Origin of the sequence: Pseudomonas citronellolis, assembly GCF_900112375.1 — a bacterium.
Lineage (GTDB): Bacteria > Pseudomonadota > Gammaproteobacteria > Pseudomonadales > Pseudomonadaceae > Pseudomonas > Pseudomonas citronellolis.
In genome coordinates this window covers 218984-237852 of sequence record NZ_FOLS01000005.1, presented here as the reverse complement: position 1 = coordinate 237852, position 18869 = coordinate 218984, and the positions used below count along the sequence as shown (strand labels likewise).

General features: G+C 66.3%; 16 protein-coding genes. 9 read left to right on the top strand and 7 right to left on the bottom strand.

Features of this window, described 5'->3' with window-relative positions:
• The first annotated feature begins 712 nt into the window (after positions 1 to 712).
• The 3 genes from potE to BM060_RS07290 all read left to right on the top strand — a co-directional run bounded on the left by potE (position 713) and on the right by BM060_RS07290 (position 3726).
• The gene (potE, locus tag BM060_RS07300; RefSeq protein ID WP_074978722.1) at positions 713 to 2050 is read left to right on the top strand and encodes a putrescine-ornithine antiporter; all 1338 of its coding nucleotides are present in this window, start codon (positions 713 to 715) and stop codon (positions 2048 to 2050) included.
• Positions 2047 to 2934 (top strand): amino acid ABC transporter substrate-binding protein, encoded by an 888-nt coding sequence (locus BM060_RS07295; protein ID WP_074978719.1) that lies wholly within the window; start codon positions 2047 to 2049, stop codon positions 2932 to 2934. Before potE ends, BM060_RS07295 begins: the two co-directional genes overlap by 4 nt.
• 81 nt (positions 2935 to 3015) lie before the next feature.
• Entirely contained in the window at positions 3016 to 3726 is a 711-nt protein-coding gene (locus tag BM060_RS07290; protein ID WP_083426733.1) for a TetR/AcrR family transcriptional regulator, read from the top strand.
• A gap of 357 nt (positions 3727 to 4083) precedes the next feature.
• On the opposite strand, the gene BM060_RS07285 is transcribed toward BM060_RS07290, so the two are convergent.
• Entirely contained in the window at positions 4084 to 5766 is a 1683-nt protein-coding gene (locus tag BM060_RS07285) for a 2-isopropylmalate synthase (protein ID WP_074978716.1), read from the bottom strand.
• A 135-nt stretch (positions 5767 to 5901) separates the two neighbouring features.
• Here BM060_RS07285 and BM060_RS07280 point away from each other — a divergent pair, with 135 nt between their 5' ends.
• From BM060_RS07280 to BM060_RS07270, 3 genes are all read left to right on the top strand, one after another.
• Complete coding sequence (locus tag BM060_RS07280) at positions 5902 to 6666, top strand: AraC family transcriptional regulator (RefSeq protein WP_074978714.1); 765 nt, start codon at positions 5902 to 5904, stop codon at positions 6664 to 6666.
• A 240-nt stretch (positions 6667 to 6906) separates the two neighbouring features.
• The gene (locus BM060_RS07275; protein WP_074978711.1) at positions 6907 to 7287 is read left to right on the top strand and encodes a RidA family protein; all 381 of its coding nucleotides are present in this window, start codon (positions 6907 to 6909) and stop codon (positions 7285 to 7287) included.
• 126 nt (positions 7288 to 7413) lie between these two features.
• Entirely contained in the window at positions 7414 to 9414 is a 2001-nt protein-coding gene (locus tag BM060_RS07270; protein ID WP_074978707.1) for a peptidase U32 family protein, read from the top strand.
• Between the two features lie 61 nt (positions 9415 to 9475).
• On the opposite strand, the gene BM060_RS07265 is transcribed toward BM060_RS07270, so the two are convergent.
• Together BM060_RS07265 and BM060_RS07260 are read right to left on the bottom strand one after the other, a co-directional pair.
• Positions 9476 to 10681: a cytochrome c biogenesis protein DipZ gene (locus tag BM060_RS07265; protein WP_074978704.1), complete on the bottom strand. Its 1206-nt coding sequence runs from the start codon at positions 10679 to 10681 to the stop codon at positions 9476 to 9478.
• Positions 10682 to 10742: 61 nt separating this feature from the next.
• Entirely contained in the window at positions 10743 to 10997 is a 255-nt protein-coding gene (locus tag BM060_RS07260; protein ID WP_074978701.1) for a DUF2790 domain-containing protein, read from the bottom strand.
• Between the two features lie 223 nt (positions 10998 to 11220).
• Between BM060_RS07260 and BM060_RS07255 the strand changes: the two genes are divergently transcribed.
• The 3 genes from BM060_RS07255 to BM060_RS07245 all read left to right on the top strand — a co-directional run bounded on the left by BM060_RS07255 (position 11221) and on the right by BM060_RS07245 (position 13854).
• Complete coding sequence (locus BM060_RS07255) at positions 11221 to 11961, top strand: response regulator (protein WP_058071668.1); 741 nt, start codon at positions 11221 to 11223, stop codon at positions 11959 to 11961.
• Positions 11962 to 11966: 5 nt separating this feature from the next.
• The gene (locus tag BM060_RS07250) at positions 11967 to 13259 is read left to right on the top strand and encodes a sensor histidine kinase (RefSeq protein WP_074978756.1); all 1293 of its coding nucleotides are present in this window, start codon (positions 11967 to 11969) and stop codon (positions 13257 to 13259) included.
• Between the two features lie 109 nt (positions 13260 to 13368).
• Positions 13369 to 13854 carry an HvfX family Cu-binding RiPP maturation protein gene (locus BM060_RS07245; RefSeq protein WP_074978698.1) on the top strand — a complete coding sequence of 162 codons (486 nt, stop codon included), beginning with the start codon at positions 13369 to 13371 and terminating at the stop codon, positions 13852 to 13854.
• Between the two features lie 232 nt (positions 13855 to 14086).
• On the opposite strand, the gene BM060_RS07240 is transcribed toward BM060_RS07245, so the two are convergent.
• From BM060_RS07240 to BM060_RS07225, 4 genes are all read right to left on the bottom strand, one after another.
• Positions 14087 to 15148, bottom strand: a complete 1062-nt coding sequence (locus tag BM060_RS07240; protein WP_135499899.1) for an HlyD family secretion protein — start codon at positions 15146 to 15148, stop codon at positions 14087 to 14089.
• Positions 15149 to 15359: 211 nt separating this feature from the next.
• Complete coding sequence (locus BM060_RS07235; RefSeq protein WP_074978695.1) at positions 15360 to 16853, bottom strand: TolC family protein; 1494 nt, start codon at positions 16851 to 16853, stop codon at positions 15360 to 15362.
• The gene (locus BM060_RS07230; protein WP_074978693.1) at positions 16846 to 18045 is read right to left on the bottom strand and encodes an ABC transporter permease; all 1200 of its coding nucleotides are present in this window, start codon (positions 18043 to 18045) and stop codon (positions 16846 to 16848) included. Before BM060_RS07230 ends, BM060_RS07235 begins: the two co-directional genes overlap by 8 nt.
• Positions 18038 to 18739 (bottom strand): ABC transporter ATP-binding protein, encoded by a 702-nt coding sequence (locus BM060_RS07225; RefSeq protein WP_074978690.1) that lies wholly within the window; start codon positions 18737 to 18739, stop codon positions 18038 to 18040. Before BM060_RS07225 ends, BM060_RS07230 begins: the two co-directional genes overlap by 8 nt.
• Between the last annotated feature and the right edge of the window lie 130 nt (positions 18740 to 18869).

Below are 18869 nucleotides of genomic sequence, written 5' to 3'. Positions count from 1 at the left end.
CGGGGGTGGCCTTCCACCGTTTGACAAAAGGGACTCGCCCGAGGGGGCGAAACAAAAAATCTCCGCAGACTCGGAGCGGCGCGCTACACCAAGCCCCCAAGCCACTGGGTTCCCGCGTTCGCGGGAATGACGGGGTTGGGGTTAGGAGTATCAGGATGACTCCGAACTCCCCACCCACTCCAAACAGCCCCCTCTCCCTTCAGGGCGGGGCGCGCAGCCGAGGGCTGGGGAGAGGGTTACGGACTCCACCCACACACCTCTGCCAACCCTGACTCCGCTCCCCCTCCCTAACCCTCCCCCGCAAGCGGGAGAGGGAACCGTTCGGCGTGAAGCGCATTCACGAAGCTCCCTGCCCCCTCATCCGTCTAGTCAAACCAATCGCGGACGGAGTCCGCTCCTACGGGGCCAGAATCGTCAGGCATCGGCGCGCCGGCCAACGGCGTATAACCGCGAACGGTTATACGCCCTACGCGCTCAGGATGACTCCGGATTCTGCGCTCGCTCCAAACGGCCCCCTCTCCCTCCGGGAGAGGGCTGGGGTGAGGGCAACGGACTTCACCGCCACTCCGCTGCCAACCTGTACTCCACTCCCCCGCAAATGCCACCCCAATCCCATTCCTGAAAAACACCCCGCCACTCGATGGCCGCCCCGCCAGGCCGTGCCTATTCTTTGAGCATTCCGCCGCTTCGCTCACCGCCCCAGGAGGCCTGCATGGCCGCGACCAGGAAGATGGGCCTCACCGGGCTGACCACCCTGGTGATGGTCAACATGATGGGCTCGGGGATCATCATGCTGCCCTCCAGCATGGCCCAGCTGGGCGCGGTCTCGCTGCTGTCGTGGGTGTTCACCGCCGTGGGCTCCATGGCCATCGCCTACTGCTTCGCCCAGTGCGGCATCTACTGCCCGCGCTCCGGCGGCATGTCCGCCTACAGCGAGGAGGCCCATGGCAAGTCGGCGTTCTTCCTCTGCTCGTACTTGTACTTCCTGTCCCTGGTGATCAGCAACGTCGCCATCAGCCTTTCCGCGGTGGGCTACCTGACGCCCTTCTTCCCCTGGCTGGGCAGCGGCTCGGTGCCCCTGCTCCTCGGGACCCTGGGGCTGATCTGGCTGACCACCCTGGCCAACTTCGGCGGCCCGCGGATCACCGGGCGGCTGGGCTCGGTCACCGTCTGGGGGGTGATCATCCCGGTGGCCGGGCTGGGCTTCTTCGGCTGGTTCTGGTTCCGCCCGGAGGTCTTCGCCGCCGCCTGGAACCCAAACGACCTGCCGGTCAGCCAGGCGATCACCGACAGCATCCCACTCACGCTCTGGGCCTTCCTCGGCATGGAGTCGGCGGCGCAGAACTCCGACGCGGTGGACAACCCCAAGCGCAACGTGCCGCTGGCCTGCCTGCTGGGCACCCTGGGCGCGGCGGTGGTGTACGTGCTGTCCACCACCGTGATCCAGGGCCTGGTGCCGAACCCGGAACTGGCCAACTCCAGCGCGCCCTTCGCCCTGGCCTACGCGCGCCTGTTCAACGACGGGGTGGGCAACCTGGTCATGGCCCTGGCGGTGATGGCCTGCGTCGGTTCGCTGCTGGGCTGGCAGTTCACCCTGGCCGAGACGGCCAAGGTCACCGCCGCCCAGGGCCTGTTCCCGCAGCTGTTCACCCGCGTCACCGGGCGCGGCGCGCCGCTGGCCGGGCTGGTCACCTGCGCGGTGCTGCAGAGCCTGATCGCCCTCTCGACCATCTCGCCCAACGCCACCGCCCAGTTCAACAAGCTGGTGAGCCTGGCGGCGGTCACCAACATCATCCCCTACATCACCTCGCTGACCGGGCTGGTGGTGATCCTCTACAAGGCCGGCGTCGGCCTGGACCTGGTGCGCCGCAACACCGCCGTGATGCTGGTCGCCGCCTGCTACTGCTTCTACGCGCTCTACGCCTCGGGGCTGGAAGCGGTGTTCGGCGCGGCCCTGGTGATGGTGGTCGGCTACCTGCTGTTCGGCTTCATCGCCAAGCGCTTCGTCAAGGCCTACGAGCGCCTCGCCGCGCCGCCGGAGTCGCCATGAACCGCCTGCTCGCTCCTCTGCTCGCGCTGCTGTTGCTGGTGCCCGCCGTCCAGGCCGACACCCTGGCGCGCATCCAGGCCAGCCATACTCTGACGCTGGGCTTTCTGGCCGACAACGCGCCCTTCTCCGAGGGCGACGAGCGCACGGCCAGCGGCTACGCCATCGACCTGTGCCAGGCGCTGGTCGCCCGCCTGCGCAGCCAGCCGGGCCTGGGCGAGCTGCAGGTGCGCTACCGGCCGCTGCCCCTGGAGCAGGCCCTGGAAGCCGTGCACGGAGGCCAGGTCGACCTGTTCTGCAGCCCGCTGGTGGAAACCCTGCAGCGCCGCGAGAGCGTCAGCTTCTCGCTGCCGGTGTTCACCGCCGGCCTCGGGGTGATCCTCCGCCGCGACGCCGACCCCACCCTGCTGGCCGCGCTCAGCGGCGCCCCGCGCGAACGCACCCCGACCTGGCGGGCGACCATCAACCAGGGGCTGAACAAGCGCAGCTTCGCCGTGCTGCGCGGCAGCACCAACGTGCAATGGGCGCAGCAGCAGGCCCGCGCCCTGGGCCTGCAGTCGCGCCTGGAGGAAGTCGGCAGCTACCAAGAAGGCGTCGAGCGCGTCCTGCGCCGCCAGGTGGACGCCTTCTTCGGCGAGCGCCTGTCGCTGCTCAACTACCAGGCCCGTTCGGCCGAAGGCGACCGCCTGCAGGTCTCCGAGCACCTGTTCGAAGTGGCCCGCGTCGCCCTGGCCCTGCCCCGCGACGACGACGCCTTCCGCCTGCTGGTGGACCGCGCCATCAGCGAAACCCTGCGCGGCCCCGGCGGCGAGGCGCTGTACAGCCGCTACTTCGGCCGGCCCTCGGAACAGCAACGCATGCTGCTGCGTCTGTACACCCTGCCCTGAGGCGGCGGAAGGTCCAGGGGACAAGGCCTCGCCTAGTGCTATATACTTTTGTAAATAGCGATAGCAGTCCCCGGATACCCCATGAGCGACCAGGCCACCCGCCCTGCCCGTACCCCCGCCAACCGCCGCAAGGCGGCCGTCGATGACAGCGAAGCCCTGGGCATCCGCGAGCGCAACCTGCGCCTGATCCTCAAGGCCGCCAGCCAGGAATTCGCCGCCAAGGGCTTCCAGGCCGCGCGCACCGAAGACATCGCCGCCCGCGTCGGGCTGCCCAAGGCCAACGTCTACTACTACTTCCAGAACAAGCGGAACCTCTACGCGCGGGTGCTGGAAACCCTGGTCGAACCGCTGCTGCAAGCCGCCGCCCTGTTGCGCGCCGAACTGCCCCCGGAGCAGGCGCTGCCCGCCTACATCGAGGCGCGGATGCGCGTGGCCCACGAGCACCCGCACACCTACAAGGCCGTGCTTGGCGAAATGCTGCTGGGCGCCCGGCAACTGCCGGCCCCCTGCGGCGAACGCCTGCGCCAGGCCGCCCAGGACAACCTCGCCTGCCTGCGCAACTGGATGGAACGCGGCCTGATCGCCACGGCCGACCCGCAGCACCTGCTGCTGTTCCTCTGGTCGGCCACCCAGGCGCACACCCACTTCGGCTGGCAGGCATCGCTGATCACCGGCAAGACACGGCCGGCGGAGGCGGACTACCGGGCGGTGGCTGAAAGCGTGAGTCGGTTGGTGCTGGGTGCCCTTGCGGTGGATGGCCCGCGGGGGCGGTTGCGGCCTTTTCCGCTTTAGTGGGCAGCGGGCTTTCGTAGGCCGCTCCGGGGCGCTCTTCGTAGGAGCGAGCTTGCTCGCGAATGGGATTTACCGGTGGCTACGGTGTTGGGTGCAAGAGCGCCCTCTCCCCAGCCCTCTCCCTGAAGGGAGAGGGGGCTTATCCGTGCCGAGAGAAGGAATGGTTCAGCCGGTAATCACAGTGCTAGCCGGCTAACGCCGAACTATCAGCATCTGCCCAACGGTCCCCTCTCCCTTCAGGGAGAGGGTTAGGGAGAGGGAGCGGAGTCAGCCGAACACGCCGAAGTCACCAGTAAACCCCGTTCGCGAGCAAGAACTAGGCGTCCCCCTCGCTCTTACGAAAAGCCACTCCAGTCGCTACACGTCCCCCAGCAACTCACCACTCCCAGCAAAGCGCGACACCGCACAAAGCACAGCCTGAATCGACGCGCTGACGATGTTGGCATGGCAACCGGCACCGAAGCGCGTGCCCGCCTCGCCCGGCCAGGCCACTTCCACCAGCGCCAGGGCCTGGGCGTCGGCGCCGCTGCCGAGGCTGCGTTCCTCGTAGCCGTCGATGCGGATCGGCAGGCCCAGGGCCGCCACGCTGGCGTCGATCGGGCCGTTGCCCACACCTTGTAGTTGCCGGCGGCGGCCGTCGGCCAGTTCCACCTCCAGCACTATGCCCTGCCCACCCTCGGCCTCGAACAGCCGGTGGCCGACGTAGACCAGGGCGCCGCCGGGTCGCGCCGGGGCCAGGTAGGTCTGGGCGAACAGTTGCCACAGCGCCTCGCTGCTCAGCTCGGTCTCGCTGCTGTCGGCCTGGCGCTGCACGATGGCGCTGAATTCCACCTGCATCCGCCTCGGCATCACCACGCCGTGGTCGCGCTGCAGCAGGTAGGCGATGCCGCCCTTGCCCGACTGGCTGTTGACCCGCACGATGCTGTCGTAGGTGCGCCCCAGGTCCCGGGGGTCGATCGGCAGATAGGGCACTTCCCAGAAACCGTCCGCGGCCTGGGCGGCGAAGCCCTTGGCGATGGCGTCCTGGTGCGAACCGGAGAAGGCGGTGAACACCAGGTCGCCGACGTAGGGATGCCGTGGGTGGATCGGCAGCCCCGTGCAGGCCTCGGCCACCCGCGCCACGCCGGCGATGTCGGAAAAGTCCAGGCCCGGGTGGATGCCCTGGGTGTAGAGGTTCAGCGCCAGGGTCACCAGGTCGAGGTTGCCGCTGCGCTCGCCGTTGCCGAACAGGCAGCCCTCCACCCGCTGCGCGCCGGCCAGCAGCGCTTGCTCGGCGCAGGCCACGCCGGTGCCGCGGTCGTTGTGCGGGTGCACCGACAGCACCACGTGCTCGCGGCGTTCCAGGCGCTGGTGCATCCACTCGATCTGGTCGGCGAAGACGTTGGGCGTGGCCACTTCCACGGTGGTCGGCAGGTTGATGATGATCGGCCGTCCAGGGCCGGCATCCCAGGTGCGGATGGCGGCGTTGCACATGCGCAGCGACACCTCCAGCTCGGCCATGCAGAAGGTCTCCGGCGAGTACTGCAGCACCCATTCGGTCTGCGGGTGCGCCGCCACCTTCTCCTTCAACAGCTGCACGTGGCGCACCACCAGTTGCTCTACCTCGTCCACCGACAGGCCGAACACCACGCGCCGCCACACCGGGGCGATGGCGTTGTACAGGTGCACGATCACCCGCCGCGCGCCGGCCACGGCGCGCACGGTCTCGTCGATCAGGTCCTCGCGCAACTGGGTCATCACCATGGGCGTGACGTCGTCGGGGATGCCGCCCTCGTCGATCAGCTGGCGGATGATCTCGAAGTCGGTGCGCGAGGCGGCCGGGAAGCCCACCTCGATCTCCTTGAAGCCCAGCCGCACCAGCTCGGCGAACAGGCGCAGCTTGCGCTCGCGGTTCATGGGTTCGAACAGCGCCTGGTTGCCGTCGCGCAGGTCGGTGGACAGCCACACCGGGGCCTGGGCGATGGTCTGCGACGGCCAGCGGCGGTTGGGCAGGTCGATGGTGGGGAACGGGCGGTACTTGGTTTGCGGGTTCGCTTGCATGGTCTGGCCTCGAACGGGAGTTCGGGCCCAGCATAGGCAGGGCACAGCCGTCCAACTCGCGCCAAAGGGTCCATCGTTGTCGCGAAAGGGTCATCCTGCGCTAAGCTCGCCCTTCCCCCGCAACGGACGCGCCCCATGGTCGACCACGCCAGCCTGCCCTACGAATCCCTGGAAATGCCGGTCACCGGCGTCGCCATCGACTACCCCAGCGGCCACGTGGTGCCACCCCACAGCCACCCACGGGCGCAGCTGATCTACGCCATCGAGGGCGTGCTGGTGGTGGAGACCCCGGCCGGGCGCTGGGTGACGCCGCCGACCCGCGGCGTCTGGCTGCAGGCGGGCGTCGAACACTCGCTGCGCATGCGCGGCGTGACGCGGGTGCGCAGCCTGTTCGTCAACCCCGACGCCATCGACGGCCTGCCGCTGGGCGACTGCGTGATCGACGTGTCGCCGCTGCTGCGCGAACTCATCCAGGCCGCCACCCAGGTGCCCGCGCACTACGCAAGCGACAGCCGCGACGGCCGCCTGATGCGCTTCCTGCTCGACGAACTGCGCAGCCTGCCGGTGCTGCCCTTCCACCTGCCCTGGCCGGACGACGAGCGCATCGCCCGGGTCTGCCGCGCCCTGGCGGAAAACCCGGCGCAAGGCAGCAGCGCCGAGCACTGGGCCCAGCAGCTGGCGATGAGCCCGAAGACCTTCCACCGCCGCTTCCAGCGCAGCACCGGCATCACCTTCGGCCGCTGGCGCCAGCAGGCGCGCCTGCTGCTCTCCCTGGAAGCCCTGGCCCAGGGCCTGCCGGTGCTGGAAGTGGCGCTGCAGCACGGCTACGACAGCCAGAGCGCCTTCGCCGCGGCCTTCCGCCGACAGTTCGGCGTGGCGCCCTCGGCCTTCTACCGCTGACCTGGACGTAGGGCGAATAACCGTTCGCGGTTATCCGCCGATACGCCGAGGCCACAGCCAACGCCCAGGTCAACCCCGGAGCCGCCGGGAATCAAGGCCAAACGGCGGATAACGCCGTAGGCGTTATCCGCCCTACGCCCCGGCACCGGCGTTGCCCGAGGGGCGGTCCCGCACGGATGACGCCACCGGCCCCGGCGGGTAAGCTGCCGCCCCTCGTCCCACCCGCAGAAAGAGGCCCCCATGGCTAACAACGACCTCAGCTTCCTCCCCGACGCCGATCCGCAGTCGATCTCCTCCGACGTCGCCGGCTTCGGCGGCCTGCTGGTCTCCACCCAGATCCCCACCCGCGAGGACGGCAGCCTGGAGCTGGGCGGCATCGTCGAGCAGAGCGAGTGCACCCTGCGCGCGCTGAAAACCGCCCTGGAACGCGCCGGCAGCTCCATGGAGCGCGTCCTGCACCTGACCATCTACCTCACCGACATGGCCGACCGCGCCGCCTTCAACGAGGTCTACCAGCGCTTCTTCGCCAAACCCTGGCCGGTGCGCGCCGCCGTCGGCGTGGCCGCCCTGGCCGTGGAAGGCATGCGCGTGGAAGTCACCGCGCTGGCCGCCAAGGCCTGACCGGGCCCCTTCGCCGTCCAGCGCCCTGCCGGGCGGCGCCACCACCGGGCAGCGCACGGGTGCCCGGCGGGCGTTTCGCCGCTACAATGCGCGCCTTGCCGTGTCACGCCTGATGAAGAAGAAACCATGTCCCTGCCCAAGAACCATCTGGAACTGCTCAGCCCTGCCCGCGATGTGAGCATCGCCCGCGAGGCCATCCTGCATGGAGCCGATGCCGTGTACATCGGCGGCCCGAGCTTCGGCGCCCGGCACAACGCCTGCAACGAGGTGAGCGACATCGCCCGGCTGGTGGAATTCGCCCACCGCTACCACGCGCGCATCTTCGTCACCCTCAACACCATCCTCCACGACGACGAGCTGGAGCCGGCCCGCGCGCTGATCCACCAGCTCTACGACGCCGGCGTCGACGCGCTGATCGTGCAGGACCTGGGCGTGCTCGACCTGGACATCCCGCCGATCGAACTGCACGCCAGCACCCAGACCGACATCCGCACCCTGGGCCGGGCCAAGTTCCTCGACCAGGCCGGCTTCTCCCAGCTGGTGCTGGCCCGCGAGCTGAACCTGAAGGAAATCCGCGCCATCGCCGACGAAACCGACGCGGCCATCGAGTTCTTCATCCACGGCGCGCTCTGCGTGGCCTTCTCCGGCCAGTGCAACATCTCCCACGCGCAGACCGGCCGTAGCGCCAACCGCGGCGATTGCTCCCAGGCCTGCCGCCTGCCCTACACCCTGAAGGACGACCAGGGCCGCGTGGTGGCCTTCGAGAAACACCTGCTGTCGATGAAGGACAACAACCAGAGCGCCAACCTCAGCGCGCTGGTCGACGCCGGCGTGCGCTCGTTCAAGATCGAAGGGCGCTACAAGGACATGGGCTACGTGAAGAACATCACCGCCTACTACCGCCAGCGCCTGGACGGCATCCTCGCCGAGCGCCCGGACCTGGCCCGCGCCTCCAGCGGCCGCACCGAGCACTTCTTCCTGCCCGACCCGGACAAGACCTTCCACCGCGGCAGCACCGACTACTTCGTCAGCGAACGCAAAATCGACATCGGCGCCTTCGACTCGCCGACCTTCACCGGCCTGCCGGTGGGCGTGGTGGAGAAGGTCGGCAAGCGCGACCTGATCGTCGCCACCCAGGAGCCGCTGTCCAACGGCGACGGCCTCAACGTGCTGGTCAAGCGCGAGGTGGTGGGCTTCCGCGCCAACATCGCCGAGCCCAAAGGCGAATTCGAGGAAGACGGCGAGAAACGCTACCGCTACCGCGTCGAGCCCAACGAGATGCCCGAGGGCCTGTACCGCCTGCGCCCCAACCATCCGCTGTCGCGCAACCTCGACCACAACTGGCAGCAGGCCCTGCTGAAGACCTCCGCCGAGCGCCGCGTCGGCCTCTCCTGGCTGGCCCGCCTGCGCGAGGAACGCCTGGAGCTGACCGCCACCAGCGAGGAAGGCGTGAGCGTCAGCGTCGCCCTGGACGGCCCCTTCGGCGCGGCCAACAAGCCGGAGCAAGCCCTGGAGCAACTGCACGACCTGCTCGGCCAGTTGGGCACCACCCAGTACCACGCCGAGCGCATCGAGCTGGACGCGCCGCAGGCATTCTTCATCCCCAACTCGCAGCTCAAGGCCCTGCGCCGCGAGGCCATCGAGGCGCTCACCGCCGCCCGCGTCGCCGCCCACCCGCGCGGCAGCCGCAAGGCCGAGAGCACCCCGCCGCCGGTGTACCCCGAGGCGCACCTGTCGTTCCTCGCCAACGTGTACAACCACAAGGCCCGCGAGTTCTACCACCGCCACGGCGTGCAGCTGATCGACGCGGCCTACGAGGCCCACGAGGAAGCCGGCGAGGTGCCGGTGATGATCACCAAGCACTGCCTGCGCTTCTCCTTCAACCTGTGCCCGAAGCAGGCCAAGGGCGTCACCGGCGTGCGCACCAAGGTCGCGCCCATGCAGCTTGTGCACGGCGACGAGGTGCTGACGCTGAAGTTCGACTGCAAGCCCTGCGAGATGCACGTGATCGGCAAGATGAAGGGCCACATCCTCGACCTGCCGCAACCGGGCAGCGCGGTCAGCCAGGTGGTCGGCCAGATCAGCCCGGAAGACCTGCTCAAGACCATCCGCCGCGCGCCGCACTGAGGCGCCGACACGACAAGGCAGGGCGGTCGACGAGACCGCCCTGCCCCTGCCGCACTCTCGATCAACCCGCCGGCTGTTCGCGCTCCTGGAGCAACTGGCGGATGATCGCCTCCTGCCCCTGGTAGTCGCCCTCGCCCACGTGCAGGTGGCGGATGCGGCCCTTGGCATCGATGAAGTAGTGCGCCGGCCAGTACTGGTTGGCGAAGGCGTTCCAGATGCGGTACTGGTTGTCCAGCGCCACCGGGTAGTGGATGTCGTTACGCGCCACGGCCTTCTCCACGTTCGCCGGGATGCGTTCGTAGGGATACTCCGGGGTGTGCACGCCGATCACCACCAGGCCCTGGTCGGCATACTGCTTCGCCCACCGGTTGACGTACGGCAGGGTGTGCTGGCAGTTGATGCAGTCGTAGGTCCAGAAGTCCACCAGCACCACCTTGCCGCGCAGCGCTTCGCTGGTTAGCGGCGCGCTGTTGAGCCACTGCACGGCGCCGTCCAGGCTGGGCATGGCGCCCAGGTCGGCCAGGTCGGCGGCGCTGGCACTGGGCATCAGTTTGTCGAGCAGCCTGGGCACGCCGTCCAGCACCTTGCGCTCCAGCCCGGCCAGGGTGCGCGAGGCGCCGGAGCCCAGCAGTTGCGCGCTGGCGCCGCTACCGATGACCACCACCGCCAGCAAAGCCAGGGCCCCTGCCCCACGGCGCAGCCACTCCAGCGCACCCAGCGACGGGCGCAGGCGCTGGTACAAGCCACGGCCGAGGAACAGCGCGGCGCCCAGGGCGACGGCGCTGCCCAGCCCGTAGGCGAACAGCAGCAGGCTGGTGGACGCATTGGGCCCCTGGAGCATGGCCCCGGAGAGGATCAGCCCGAGAATGGGCCCTGCGCAGGGCGCCCACAGCAGGCCGGCGGCGAAGCCCAGCAGCCAGGCGGACAGCGCCGGCGGCAGGCCACGGGCCTGGCCATGCAGGCGGTCGCCCAACCAGGCCCAGGGCCGCGAAATCCAGGTGCCGAAGCGTGGCGACAGCAAGGCCAGGGCGGACAGCCCGAGCAGCCCCAGGGCCAGGTAGCGGCCGACCTCGCTGGCCCCCACCACCCAGGCGCTGGACACCGCCGCCAGGCTGGCCAGTACGGCGAAGCCGCTGGCCAGGCCCGCCAGGGTCAACAGCGGCGACCAGGCCGGGCCACCGGCGCGCTGCAGCAACAACGGCAATACGGGAAGGATGCAGGGGCTGAGCAGGGTCAGCACCCCGCCGAGAAAGGCGACGATCAGCATGGGAATCTCCTTTTGAAGGGGGCTGGAGCGGCAGGGCCATCCCTGGCCGGGGCGGCGTGCATCAACCGCCTTCGTTGCAGTCGCTGGAGAACTTCTGGTAGGCCAGGCTATGGGGCTGGCCGTTGGAGTCCAGGTAGTCCATGCGCGCCTGCACCACCTGGCAGCTGCCGGGGTCCTCATGCAGGGCCAGGACCTTCTTCACGTCCAGGTGCTGACCGTAGTGGTACTGCTCCACCGGCGCGGGAGCGCTGGCGGCAAAGCTGGCCAGGGGCGCGGCGAAGGCGAACAGGGCGGCGGCAAGGGTCAGGGTTTTCATGGCGGTGTCCTCGGGTGTGGGTTCGTGGCGCGGAGGCCGTGTGCCTTCCGCTTGGTGCCCATTTCACCCGCCGCGGGTATCCCGCCTGTGTCCGCCGCCGCCCGCGAATGCCGCCCCAGGTATCGGCGTGGCGAATAGATACACTGGTATACAAACCCTGGCGGGAATGCGCCGCCTTGCTCTATACACTTGCCCCAACGAACGAACCGATTGGGGAACCACCATGGAACACGTCGATCACGTCCTGATCGTCGACGACGACCGCGAGATCCGCGAGCTGGTCGGCAACTACCTGAAGAAGAGCGGCCTGCGCGTCAGCCTGGCCGCGGACGGCCGGCAGATGCGCGCCTTCCTCGAAGCCAACGCCGTGGACCTGATAGTGCTGGACATCATGATGCCCGGCGACGACGGCCTGAAGCTGTGCCGCGAGCTGCGCGTGGGCAAGCACAAGGCCACCCCGGTGCTGATGCTCACCGCGCGCAACGACGAGACCGACCGCATCATCGGCCTGGAAATGGGCGCCGACGACTACCTGACCAAGCCCTTCTCCGCCCGCGAGCTGCTGGCGCGGATCAACGCCGTGCTGCGCCGCACGCGCATGCTGCCGCCGAACCTGTCGATCACCGAGAGCAGCCGGCTGATCGGCTTCGGCCAATGGCGCCTAGACACCAGCGCGCGCCACCTGCTGGACGCCGAGGGCACCCTGGTCGCCCTGAGCGGCGCCGAGTACCGCCTGCTGCGGGTGTTCCTCGACCACCCGCAGCGGGTGCTCAGCCGCGAGCAGTTGCTGAACCTGACCCAGGGCCGCGAGGCGGACGTCTTCGACCGCTCCATCGACCTGCTGGTCAGCCGCCTGCGCCAGCGCCTGCGCGACGACGCCCGCGAGCCGGACTGCATCAAGACGGTGCGCAACGAAGGCTACGTCTTCTCGCTGCCGGTGCAGCTCATCGAACCCGCCGAGTGACCGCCATGCCCCGCACCCTGGCAGCGCGCCTGGCGCTGATCTTCCTCACCGGGCTGGTGCTGGCCTACGGCCTGTCCTTCAGCTCGCAGTTCTACGAACGCTACGTCAGCGCGCGGAGCATGATGCTCGGCAACCTGGAAAGCGACGTGAGCACCGCCGTGGCCCTGCTCGACCGCCTGCCGGCGAACGAGCGCGAGCAATGGCTGCCCATGGTCGACCGGCCCAACTACCGCTACCGCCTGGACGAAGGCGAACCCGGCCAGGCCATGGACATGGCCCAGGCGCCCATGGCCGCGACCAGCATCGAGAGCGCCATCGGCTCGCGCTACGCCCTGCGCTTCGAAAACATTCCCGGCCCCACCGCGCACTTCCAGGCGCACCTGCGCCTGGCCGACGGCAGCCCGCTGAGCATAGACGTCACTCCCCGCGGAGTGGCGGCGGTGGCGCGCTGGCTGCCGGTGGTGCTGGTGCTGCAACTGGCCGTGCTGCTGATCTGCACCTGGCTGGCGGTGCGCACCGCGATCCGCCCGCTGACGCGCCTGGCCCAGGCCGTCGACCACCTCGACCCGGACACCCCGGCCGCGCCGCTGGACGAAAACGGCCCCAACGAAGTGGCCTACGCCGCCCGCGCCTTCAACGCCCTGCAAGGCCGCATCGGCGACTACCTGAAAGAACGCATGCAGCTGCTGGCGGCCATCTCCCACGACCTGCAGACGCCCATCACGCGCATGAAACTGCGCGTCGAGCAGATGGACCCATCGCCGGAAAGCGAACGCCTGTGGAGCGACCTGGAAGAAATGCAGCACCTGGTCCGCGAAGGCGTGGCCTACGCCCGCAGCATGGACGGCGCCAGCGAGGCGCAGCGCCGCGTCGACCTCGACGCCTTCCTCGACAGCCTGGTGCTCGACTACCAGGACGCCGGCCAGCAGGTCAGCCTGCAAGGCCGCGCCGGCGTACCCCTGGAAACCCGCCCCCACGCCCTGCGCCGAGTGCTGGGCAACCTGCTGGACAACGCCGTGAAATTCTCCGGCGCCGCGCAACTGGAGGTGGGCCGCGAAGACGGCAAGCTGTGTATCCGCGTACTCGACCGCGGCCCGGGCATCGCCGAGGAAGAACTGGAAGAAGTCCTCAAGCCCTTCTACCGCGTGGAAAGCTCGCGCAACCGCAGCACCGGCGGCACCGGCCTGGGCCTGGCCATCGCCCACCAGTTGAGCCAGGCCCTGGGCGGCCGCCTGACCCTGGCCAACCGCGACGGCGGCGGCCTGTGCGCGCAACTGGAACTGCCGCTCCCTGCCTGAGCGACTGTACAAGCCGATACAAGGCGGCCCCCGGCGGGACACATCCGGGACAAGCCGCCTTGCCAGCATGGCTCCACCCGCCGACTCCCCGGCCCAAGGAGACATCGCCATGCAAAGCACCCCCGCCCCCACCCTGCGCCCCCTCGACCGCCTGGGCTCCTGGGGCGCCGACATCCCCTTGCGGCTGTTCCTGGCCTGGGAATTCCTCGAATCCGGCCTGGAGAAGTGGAACGGCGAAAACTGGTTCGCGCAGATCCACGACGCCTTCCCCTACCCCTTCGACCGCCTGCCGGTGAGCCTGGACTGGCAAATCTCCCTGTGGGCCGAACTGATAGCCCCGGCACTCCTGCTGCTGGGCCTGGGCACCCGCTTCGCCTCGGCGGTGCTGATGGTGCTGACACTGGTGGCCATCGCTGCCGTGCACTGGCCGGCGCACTGGTCCAGCCTGGGCGAACTGGCCATGGGGTATTCGATCAGCGATAACGGCTATGGCAACTACAAGCTGCCGTTGATCTACCTGGTGACGCTGGTGCCGCTGCTGCTCAAGGGGGCTGGGCGGTTGAGCCTGGATGCGTGGTTGTGGCGGCGTGGCTGATCCTACATCCGCCTTACTGCCTCAGCCCCCTACGCCGTATCCAGCCAGGGTTTCAAGAGCCTGACCATTCAACGGTCAGGCTTGGGAAGCCTGGCCACAATGGGTTGGAATGAGGGGAGTGACCAGAGGCTGCCATTTCACATCGATCTGCCCAGGCGAGCACCGACGACGTGCTCGGCTCCACCGCGTTCTTGCAATTGTGTCAGTGCTTCGAAAGAAGCAAGGTGCACCCTCAAGTCGGAGGAAGTTCAACATACCCTGACATCAGCCCAAATACTTCCACACCATGCGGAACGGCACGACCGGTAACCACCGCGACTCTCTGGGAAGGCTCGTCCAGTTCGCGACGGTAGATGACGAAGCAATCGCCATCCTCGCCATAACGCACCGCATCAACCGGAACAGCCAGACCATTCTCTGCACGATAAGTCACGACGGTAAGCCTGGTGCTCATTCCCAGGCGCATACGTTGCTGCAAGTCGGGAGAAAGCGGGTCAATACCGACCACGACCTCATAACTGCTTCCGCCACCGTAAACCTCCGACACAAGGGCCTGAGCACCGATAGCCAGAACACGCCCCTGTAGCATGAGCCCACTGAACCCGTCTCCGGTAACCTCTACAGGCATCTCTTCCTGCAGAAGATGCAGGTCCGACTCATCTATGCGCCCGACGGCATTGAGGTTTTCGAGAGTGACAAGCTCAAGTAACGGCATGCCCTGGGTGACGCGCTGCCCCACCTGGAGGGGTGGCACTCTACCGGTCTCGTCAGCGCGTTGCGGCAACATGGCGATGCCAGCAAAAGGCGCGTGCAAATTGCCTTGAGCCCGCAGGGCCAAGAGTCCGTCATAGTGAGCCTGGGCATTGACCAGTTCCATTTCCACCATTTGAAGTGACTCCCCTCGGCCTTTGCTCCTGACAGTGCGCAGCTCCGACTGCGAGGCAGCCAAATCGACTTGTTGAAGTCGCAGCTGCTGCTCCAATGCGTCGACTTCCATGCGTGGGACAATGCCCCGCTCGAACAATCGTCGGGTATCGGACAATCTGGAAACCGTATCGTTGAGGCTCAACTCTGCGCTGGTAACCGCCCGGCGCGCACGTGCAACCTCATCGTTGCTTTCCCAACCCTGCAGGTCCTGTGCGTCACGCTTGGCTTTGAGCAGTTCGGCCAAGGCTCGGCGTAACTGGATGTCCAGTTGCGCGGTATCCAGGCGCAGCAACAGTTGACCCCGTTCTACACTCTGTCCTTCCCTGACAGCCAGATGCTGAACGACACCGTCGAACGGGGCGACCATGGTCTGTCGAGTTGACGCCTCGATGCGCCCGATCAAACCCAGACGGCTTTCCAGGAGCCGGGGTTGTACCTGGACCCAGCGTAAGCTATCCGCGTCGGGCAAATACTCTCCTGGACGAGCGAATATGAAGGCCAGGCAGCCAACAAGGATCAGCACACACAGGCTGGCGGCAACCCATGGCCAACGAGTTGCCGGGGATGTCGCGAAATGCTCAATCGTTGAGGGCAATGTCCCAGCTCTCCAATGTAGTGCCCAGCATCTGATCCAGGGTGGTCTGAGTGTTGAGGTACGCGATCAGTGCATTCAGGCTGGCACTCTCGGCGCTACGCAAGTCGGCCTCGAAGCTCAGTACCTGGAAATTGCTGGAACGCCCGGCCTGGAACTTTTCGCGTTCGATATCCAGCTTGCGCCGCGAAAGATCGCGAGCCCGCTGCGCAATCTCGTACTGGCGCCAACGTGTACCAAGGTTGCGCACGGCATCCCCGACATCACGCTCGAGCATCTGACGAGCCTCGGTCAAACGGATAGCCTGGTTCTCGACGGCCACTTGCGCGCGTACTTCCGCTTGGCGTCGCGACAGATCGCCGATAGGAATCTCGATCTGGATGCCTGCATAGCCTTCCCAAGTCCGGTCGATAGCACGGCCATGGGGTGTCGGATAGTGATCGCGAACCTGCGTCGCGCCACCAACCAGCGAGAGATCCCACAAACGCTGGTTGCGAGAGACGTTCAATTGAATAGCTGCCTGCTCACTGGCAATCAATTGGGAAAGGTAGGCAGGCTGTTGTCGCTGGGCGATGACAAGAGCCTCAGCCAGGCCGATGGTGACAGGTTGCGCATCGAGCGTATCGACGGCTCGGATCTGCAGGTTCAGATCCAGGGCAAGCAAACGCAGCAGTTCCAGCCGGTTAGTCTCCAGTTGATTGGCCACGTCTTCTACTGCCAACTCCTGGGTAGCCGCATCCGCTTCAGCCTGCACGATCTCGAACTCTGCCATACGACCTGCTGCAATCAACGCTCTGTTGGAGTCCATCAATTGGCGTGAACGTTCCAGCGCATCCTTGGCAATCTCCAATTGCTCCTGAGCCCGGAGAATCTCCCGATAGGCCATGATCATCTGGGTAACGGTGTCCGAAACCGTGGCCTTCAGGTTCAGCTTGTTGAGTTGTTCACCAAGTCTGGCCATACGTAGCGGTGCACCGACTATGTCGCGGCCAGCCCCGCGCAACAGAGGCTGAATGAAACTGAAGTCGGCGCCGTCGTTTGCAGTACGTCCAGCTTGGTCAGCCAGGGTCAGCTGGTTCCGCCAGGCGAGGCTGAAGCGGGTGCCGTACTCGGTCAGCACACTGGTTTGCGGGAAGATCTCGGTCTGACGGTAGCGATCCGCATGGTTACGGTTGGCCAAGTGACGGCTGGTGAGTACCAGCCTGGGGTTGAAGCGGTCCGCCTCCACTCGCAGTTCGAACCTCTGCGCGATACGCTCGAGATAGGCGCTGCGGATCGAACGATTGTTGCGCAAGCCGAGATAGACAACATCGCTCAGGGTCAACTCGACACGCTGTTCCAGCAGAGATACCGTCTCGCCGCGCAGAGGCATGCTGGCTCGGGAGGGGTTGAGGAGTGCGGTGGCCTGAATCGATGTCGATAACGACAAGGCAACGCAAAGCGCCAGCGCTGGAGCGAAGGTGCGACGAGTGTCAGTCATCGCGTAGAGCCTGTACGGGGCGCAGACGGGCGGCAAGCAAGGCAGGGTACGAGCCGAAGAACAAGCCTATCGCCAGAGAACTGGATATACCCAGAGGAAGGGACACGGGGGACATTCTGAAGGTCCAGCCCGAGAAACAGACGAAAGCGTAGGCGAAGAGCAATCCACCGATGGCACCCAGGGTAGATCCTGAGAGACAAAGGCCAGCCGCCTCGGCGAGAAACAGGTTGCGAATGTCACTGGCACGGGCCCCAAGCGCCATGCGTACGCCAATCTCCCGACGTCGCTCACGCACGCCCATCAGCATGACATTCATTACGCCTACGCCGCCTACGAGCAGCGCAATGCCTCCCACTCCCGCCAGCAGATAAGCGAACGTATTGGCCTGGCGACTAAGGGCCTCGAGCAGCTGTCGTGGAACCTGCACGTCGACCTGATACCCTCGGGAAGCGCGATCCAGATAGCGCTTCAAAGTGCTGGCGGTCTGGGCAAGATCGGCAGTGTCGTGCGCCTGAACAATGACATTGCCAATTCCGGGAGCCGGACGCATCCGGCGAATGCCTTCAATCGGCAAGAAAACCGATTCGTCCACGTCAACGGGCAGCAATGGGTTGAACGGTTGGTTCGCAAGAATGCCGATAACCTCCAACAGGTAGCCTGCGACCTGTAATCGACTGCCAAGCTCCAGGGCCAAGCCACGCGCGACTCCAGCGCCAACGACGACATAAGTGCTGCAACGATCGAAGTCGGAGAGCAAGCGCCCCCTATCCGCCCGCAAACCCATAACCGGAGCGAGGTCCTGCGTGGTACCGACAATACTGACATCAGTGTCCCGTCCGGCATGGCGAATGCGTGCAGAATGCATGACAACAGGTGCAACGAACTCGATCTCGGTTAGTTCCACGGTAAGTGCTTTCCAGTCCGGTGCGACGGCGCTGGGGCCTACAGAGCCCGACAGTGGTGAAAAGCTGACCACCAGAGTGTTCGTGCCCAATCTCTTGAATGTGTCGGTAGCCTCGTTAGCTGCGCTATGACCGATGTTGAGCAGGGCGGTGACTGCCGCACAACCGACTGCGATGCCCAGCAGCGCAAACAACGAACGAAGCCCTGATTGGCGCAGGCTATCGAGCGACTCGAACACCGCGCCACGGAAAGAAAGGCCTGGTCGACACGTACCCTTTCCGTCAGGCATTGGAAGTAGCCCCTTGTCTGCAGAGCTCAAGCTCCACGACGCGGCCATCTCGCACCAGCAATTGGCGACCGAGTTGGCTTGCTAGCCCCTTGTCATGGGTCACCATGATCAAGGTAACGCCATCGCATTCGTTGAGTTGCAGCAGCAAGTCCATGATGTCCTGAGCGGTTGTATTGTCGAGGTTGCCAGTTGGTTCATCAGCGAGGATCAGCGCAGGTTCGCCCACCAACGCGCGAGCAATGGCGACGCGCTGGCACTGGCCACCGGAAAGCTCCGTGGGCCGGTACGCGAAACGCTCGGCCAACCCAATCCGCTCGAGTTGGCAAATGGCACGCTGCCGGGCTTCGACACGGGGACAGCCGCGATACAACAGCGGTAGTGCAACATTGTCCAATACGCTAAGACGAGGCAGCAGATTGAATCCCTGGAAAACAAACCCGATTAGCCGATTGCGAAGATCAGCGCACGCATCGGCGGTGGAATGGGAGATATCGAAACCGTCAAGCAGAAAACGCCCGGATAGGGGCCGGTCCAGCAGACCGAGAATATTGAGCAACGTGCTCTTGCCCGACCCCGAGGAACCAACGATGGCACAGCTTTCCCCTCGAGCGACGGATAAAGAGACCTCCTGCAATATCTGCTGCTGTATACCGTTCCGATAATAGCTCTGGCACACTCTATCGAGCTCTATCAAAATCAATCCTTCAGAACTTCCGGCCACCGAAGACTCATGGCGATATGCGCAGGCCCTCTGCTGAAAGGTCTACAACAATAATCAATCACGCAAGAATAAGAGCACTCCAAAGCCATGCACTGCCCAGCAT

Bases quoted from the DNA above. Each gene is read 5' to 3' on its own strand.
- BM060_RS07275 (WP_074978711.1), top strand. From the start codon at position 6,907: ATGGCTAACAACGACCTCAGCTTCCTCCCCGACGCCGATCCGCAGTCG.
- BM060_RS07230 (WP_074978693.1), bottom strand. From the start codon at position 18,045: ATGCCTGACGGAAAGGGTACGTGTCGACCAGGCCTTTCTTTCCGTGGC.
- potE (WP_074978722.1), top strand. From the start codon at position 713: ATGGCCGCGACCAGGAAGATGGGCCTCACCGGGCTGACCACCCTGGTG.
- BM060_RS07260 (WP_074978701.1), bottom strand. From the start codon at position 10,997: ATGAAAACCCTGACCCTTGCCGCCGCCCTGTTCGCCTTCGCCGCGCCC.
- BM060_RS07285 (WP_074978716.1), bottom strand. From the start codon at position 5,766: ATGCAAGCGAACCCGCAAACCAAGTACCGCCCGTTCCCCACCATCGAC.
- BM060_RS07250 (WP_074978756.1), top strand. From the start codon at position 11,967: ATGCCCCGCACCCTGGCAGCGCGCCTGGCGCTGATCTTCCTCACCGGG.
- BM060_RS07255 (WP_058071668.1), top strand. From the start codon at position 11,221: ATGGAACACGTCGATCACGTCCTGATCGTCGACGACGACCGCGAGATC.
- BM060_RS07240 (WP_135499899.1), bottom strand. From the start codon at position 15,148: ATGGTCGCCCCGTTCGACGGTGTCGTTCAGCATCTGGCTGTCAGGGAA.
- BM060_RS07265 (WP_074978704.1), bottom strand. From the start codon at position 10,681: ATGCTGATCGTCGCCTTTCTCGGCGGGGTGCTGACCCTGCTCAGCCCC.
- BM060_RS07235 (WP_074978695.1), bottom strand. From the start codon at position 16,853: ATGACTGACACTCGTCGCACCTTCGCTCCAGCGCTGGCGCTTTGCGTT.
- BM060_RS07280 (WP_074978714.1), top strand. From the start codon at position 5,902: ATGGTCGACCACGCCAGCCTGCCCTACGAATCCCTGGAAATGCCGGTC.
- BM060_RS07290 (WP_083426733.1), top strand. From the start codon at position 3,016: ATGAGCGACCAGGCCACCCGCCCTGCCCGTACCCCCGCCAACCGCCGC.
- BM060_RS07245 (WP_074978698.1), top strand. From the start codon at position 13,369: ATGCAAAGCACCCCCGCCCCCACCCTGCGCCCCCTCGACCGCCTGGGC.
- BM060_RS07295 (WP_074978719.1), top strand. From the start codon at position 2,047: ATGAACCGCCTGCTCGCTCCTCTGCTCGCGCTGCTGTTGCTGGTGCCC.
- BM060_RS07270 (WP_074978707.1), top strand. From the start codon at position 7,414: ATGTCCCTGCCCAAGAACCATCTGGAACTGCTCAGCCCTGCCCGCGAT.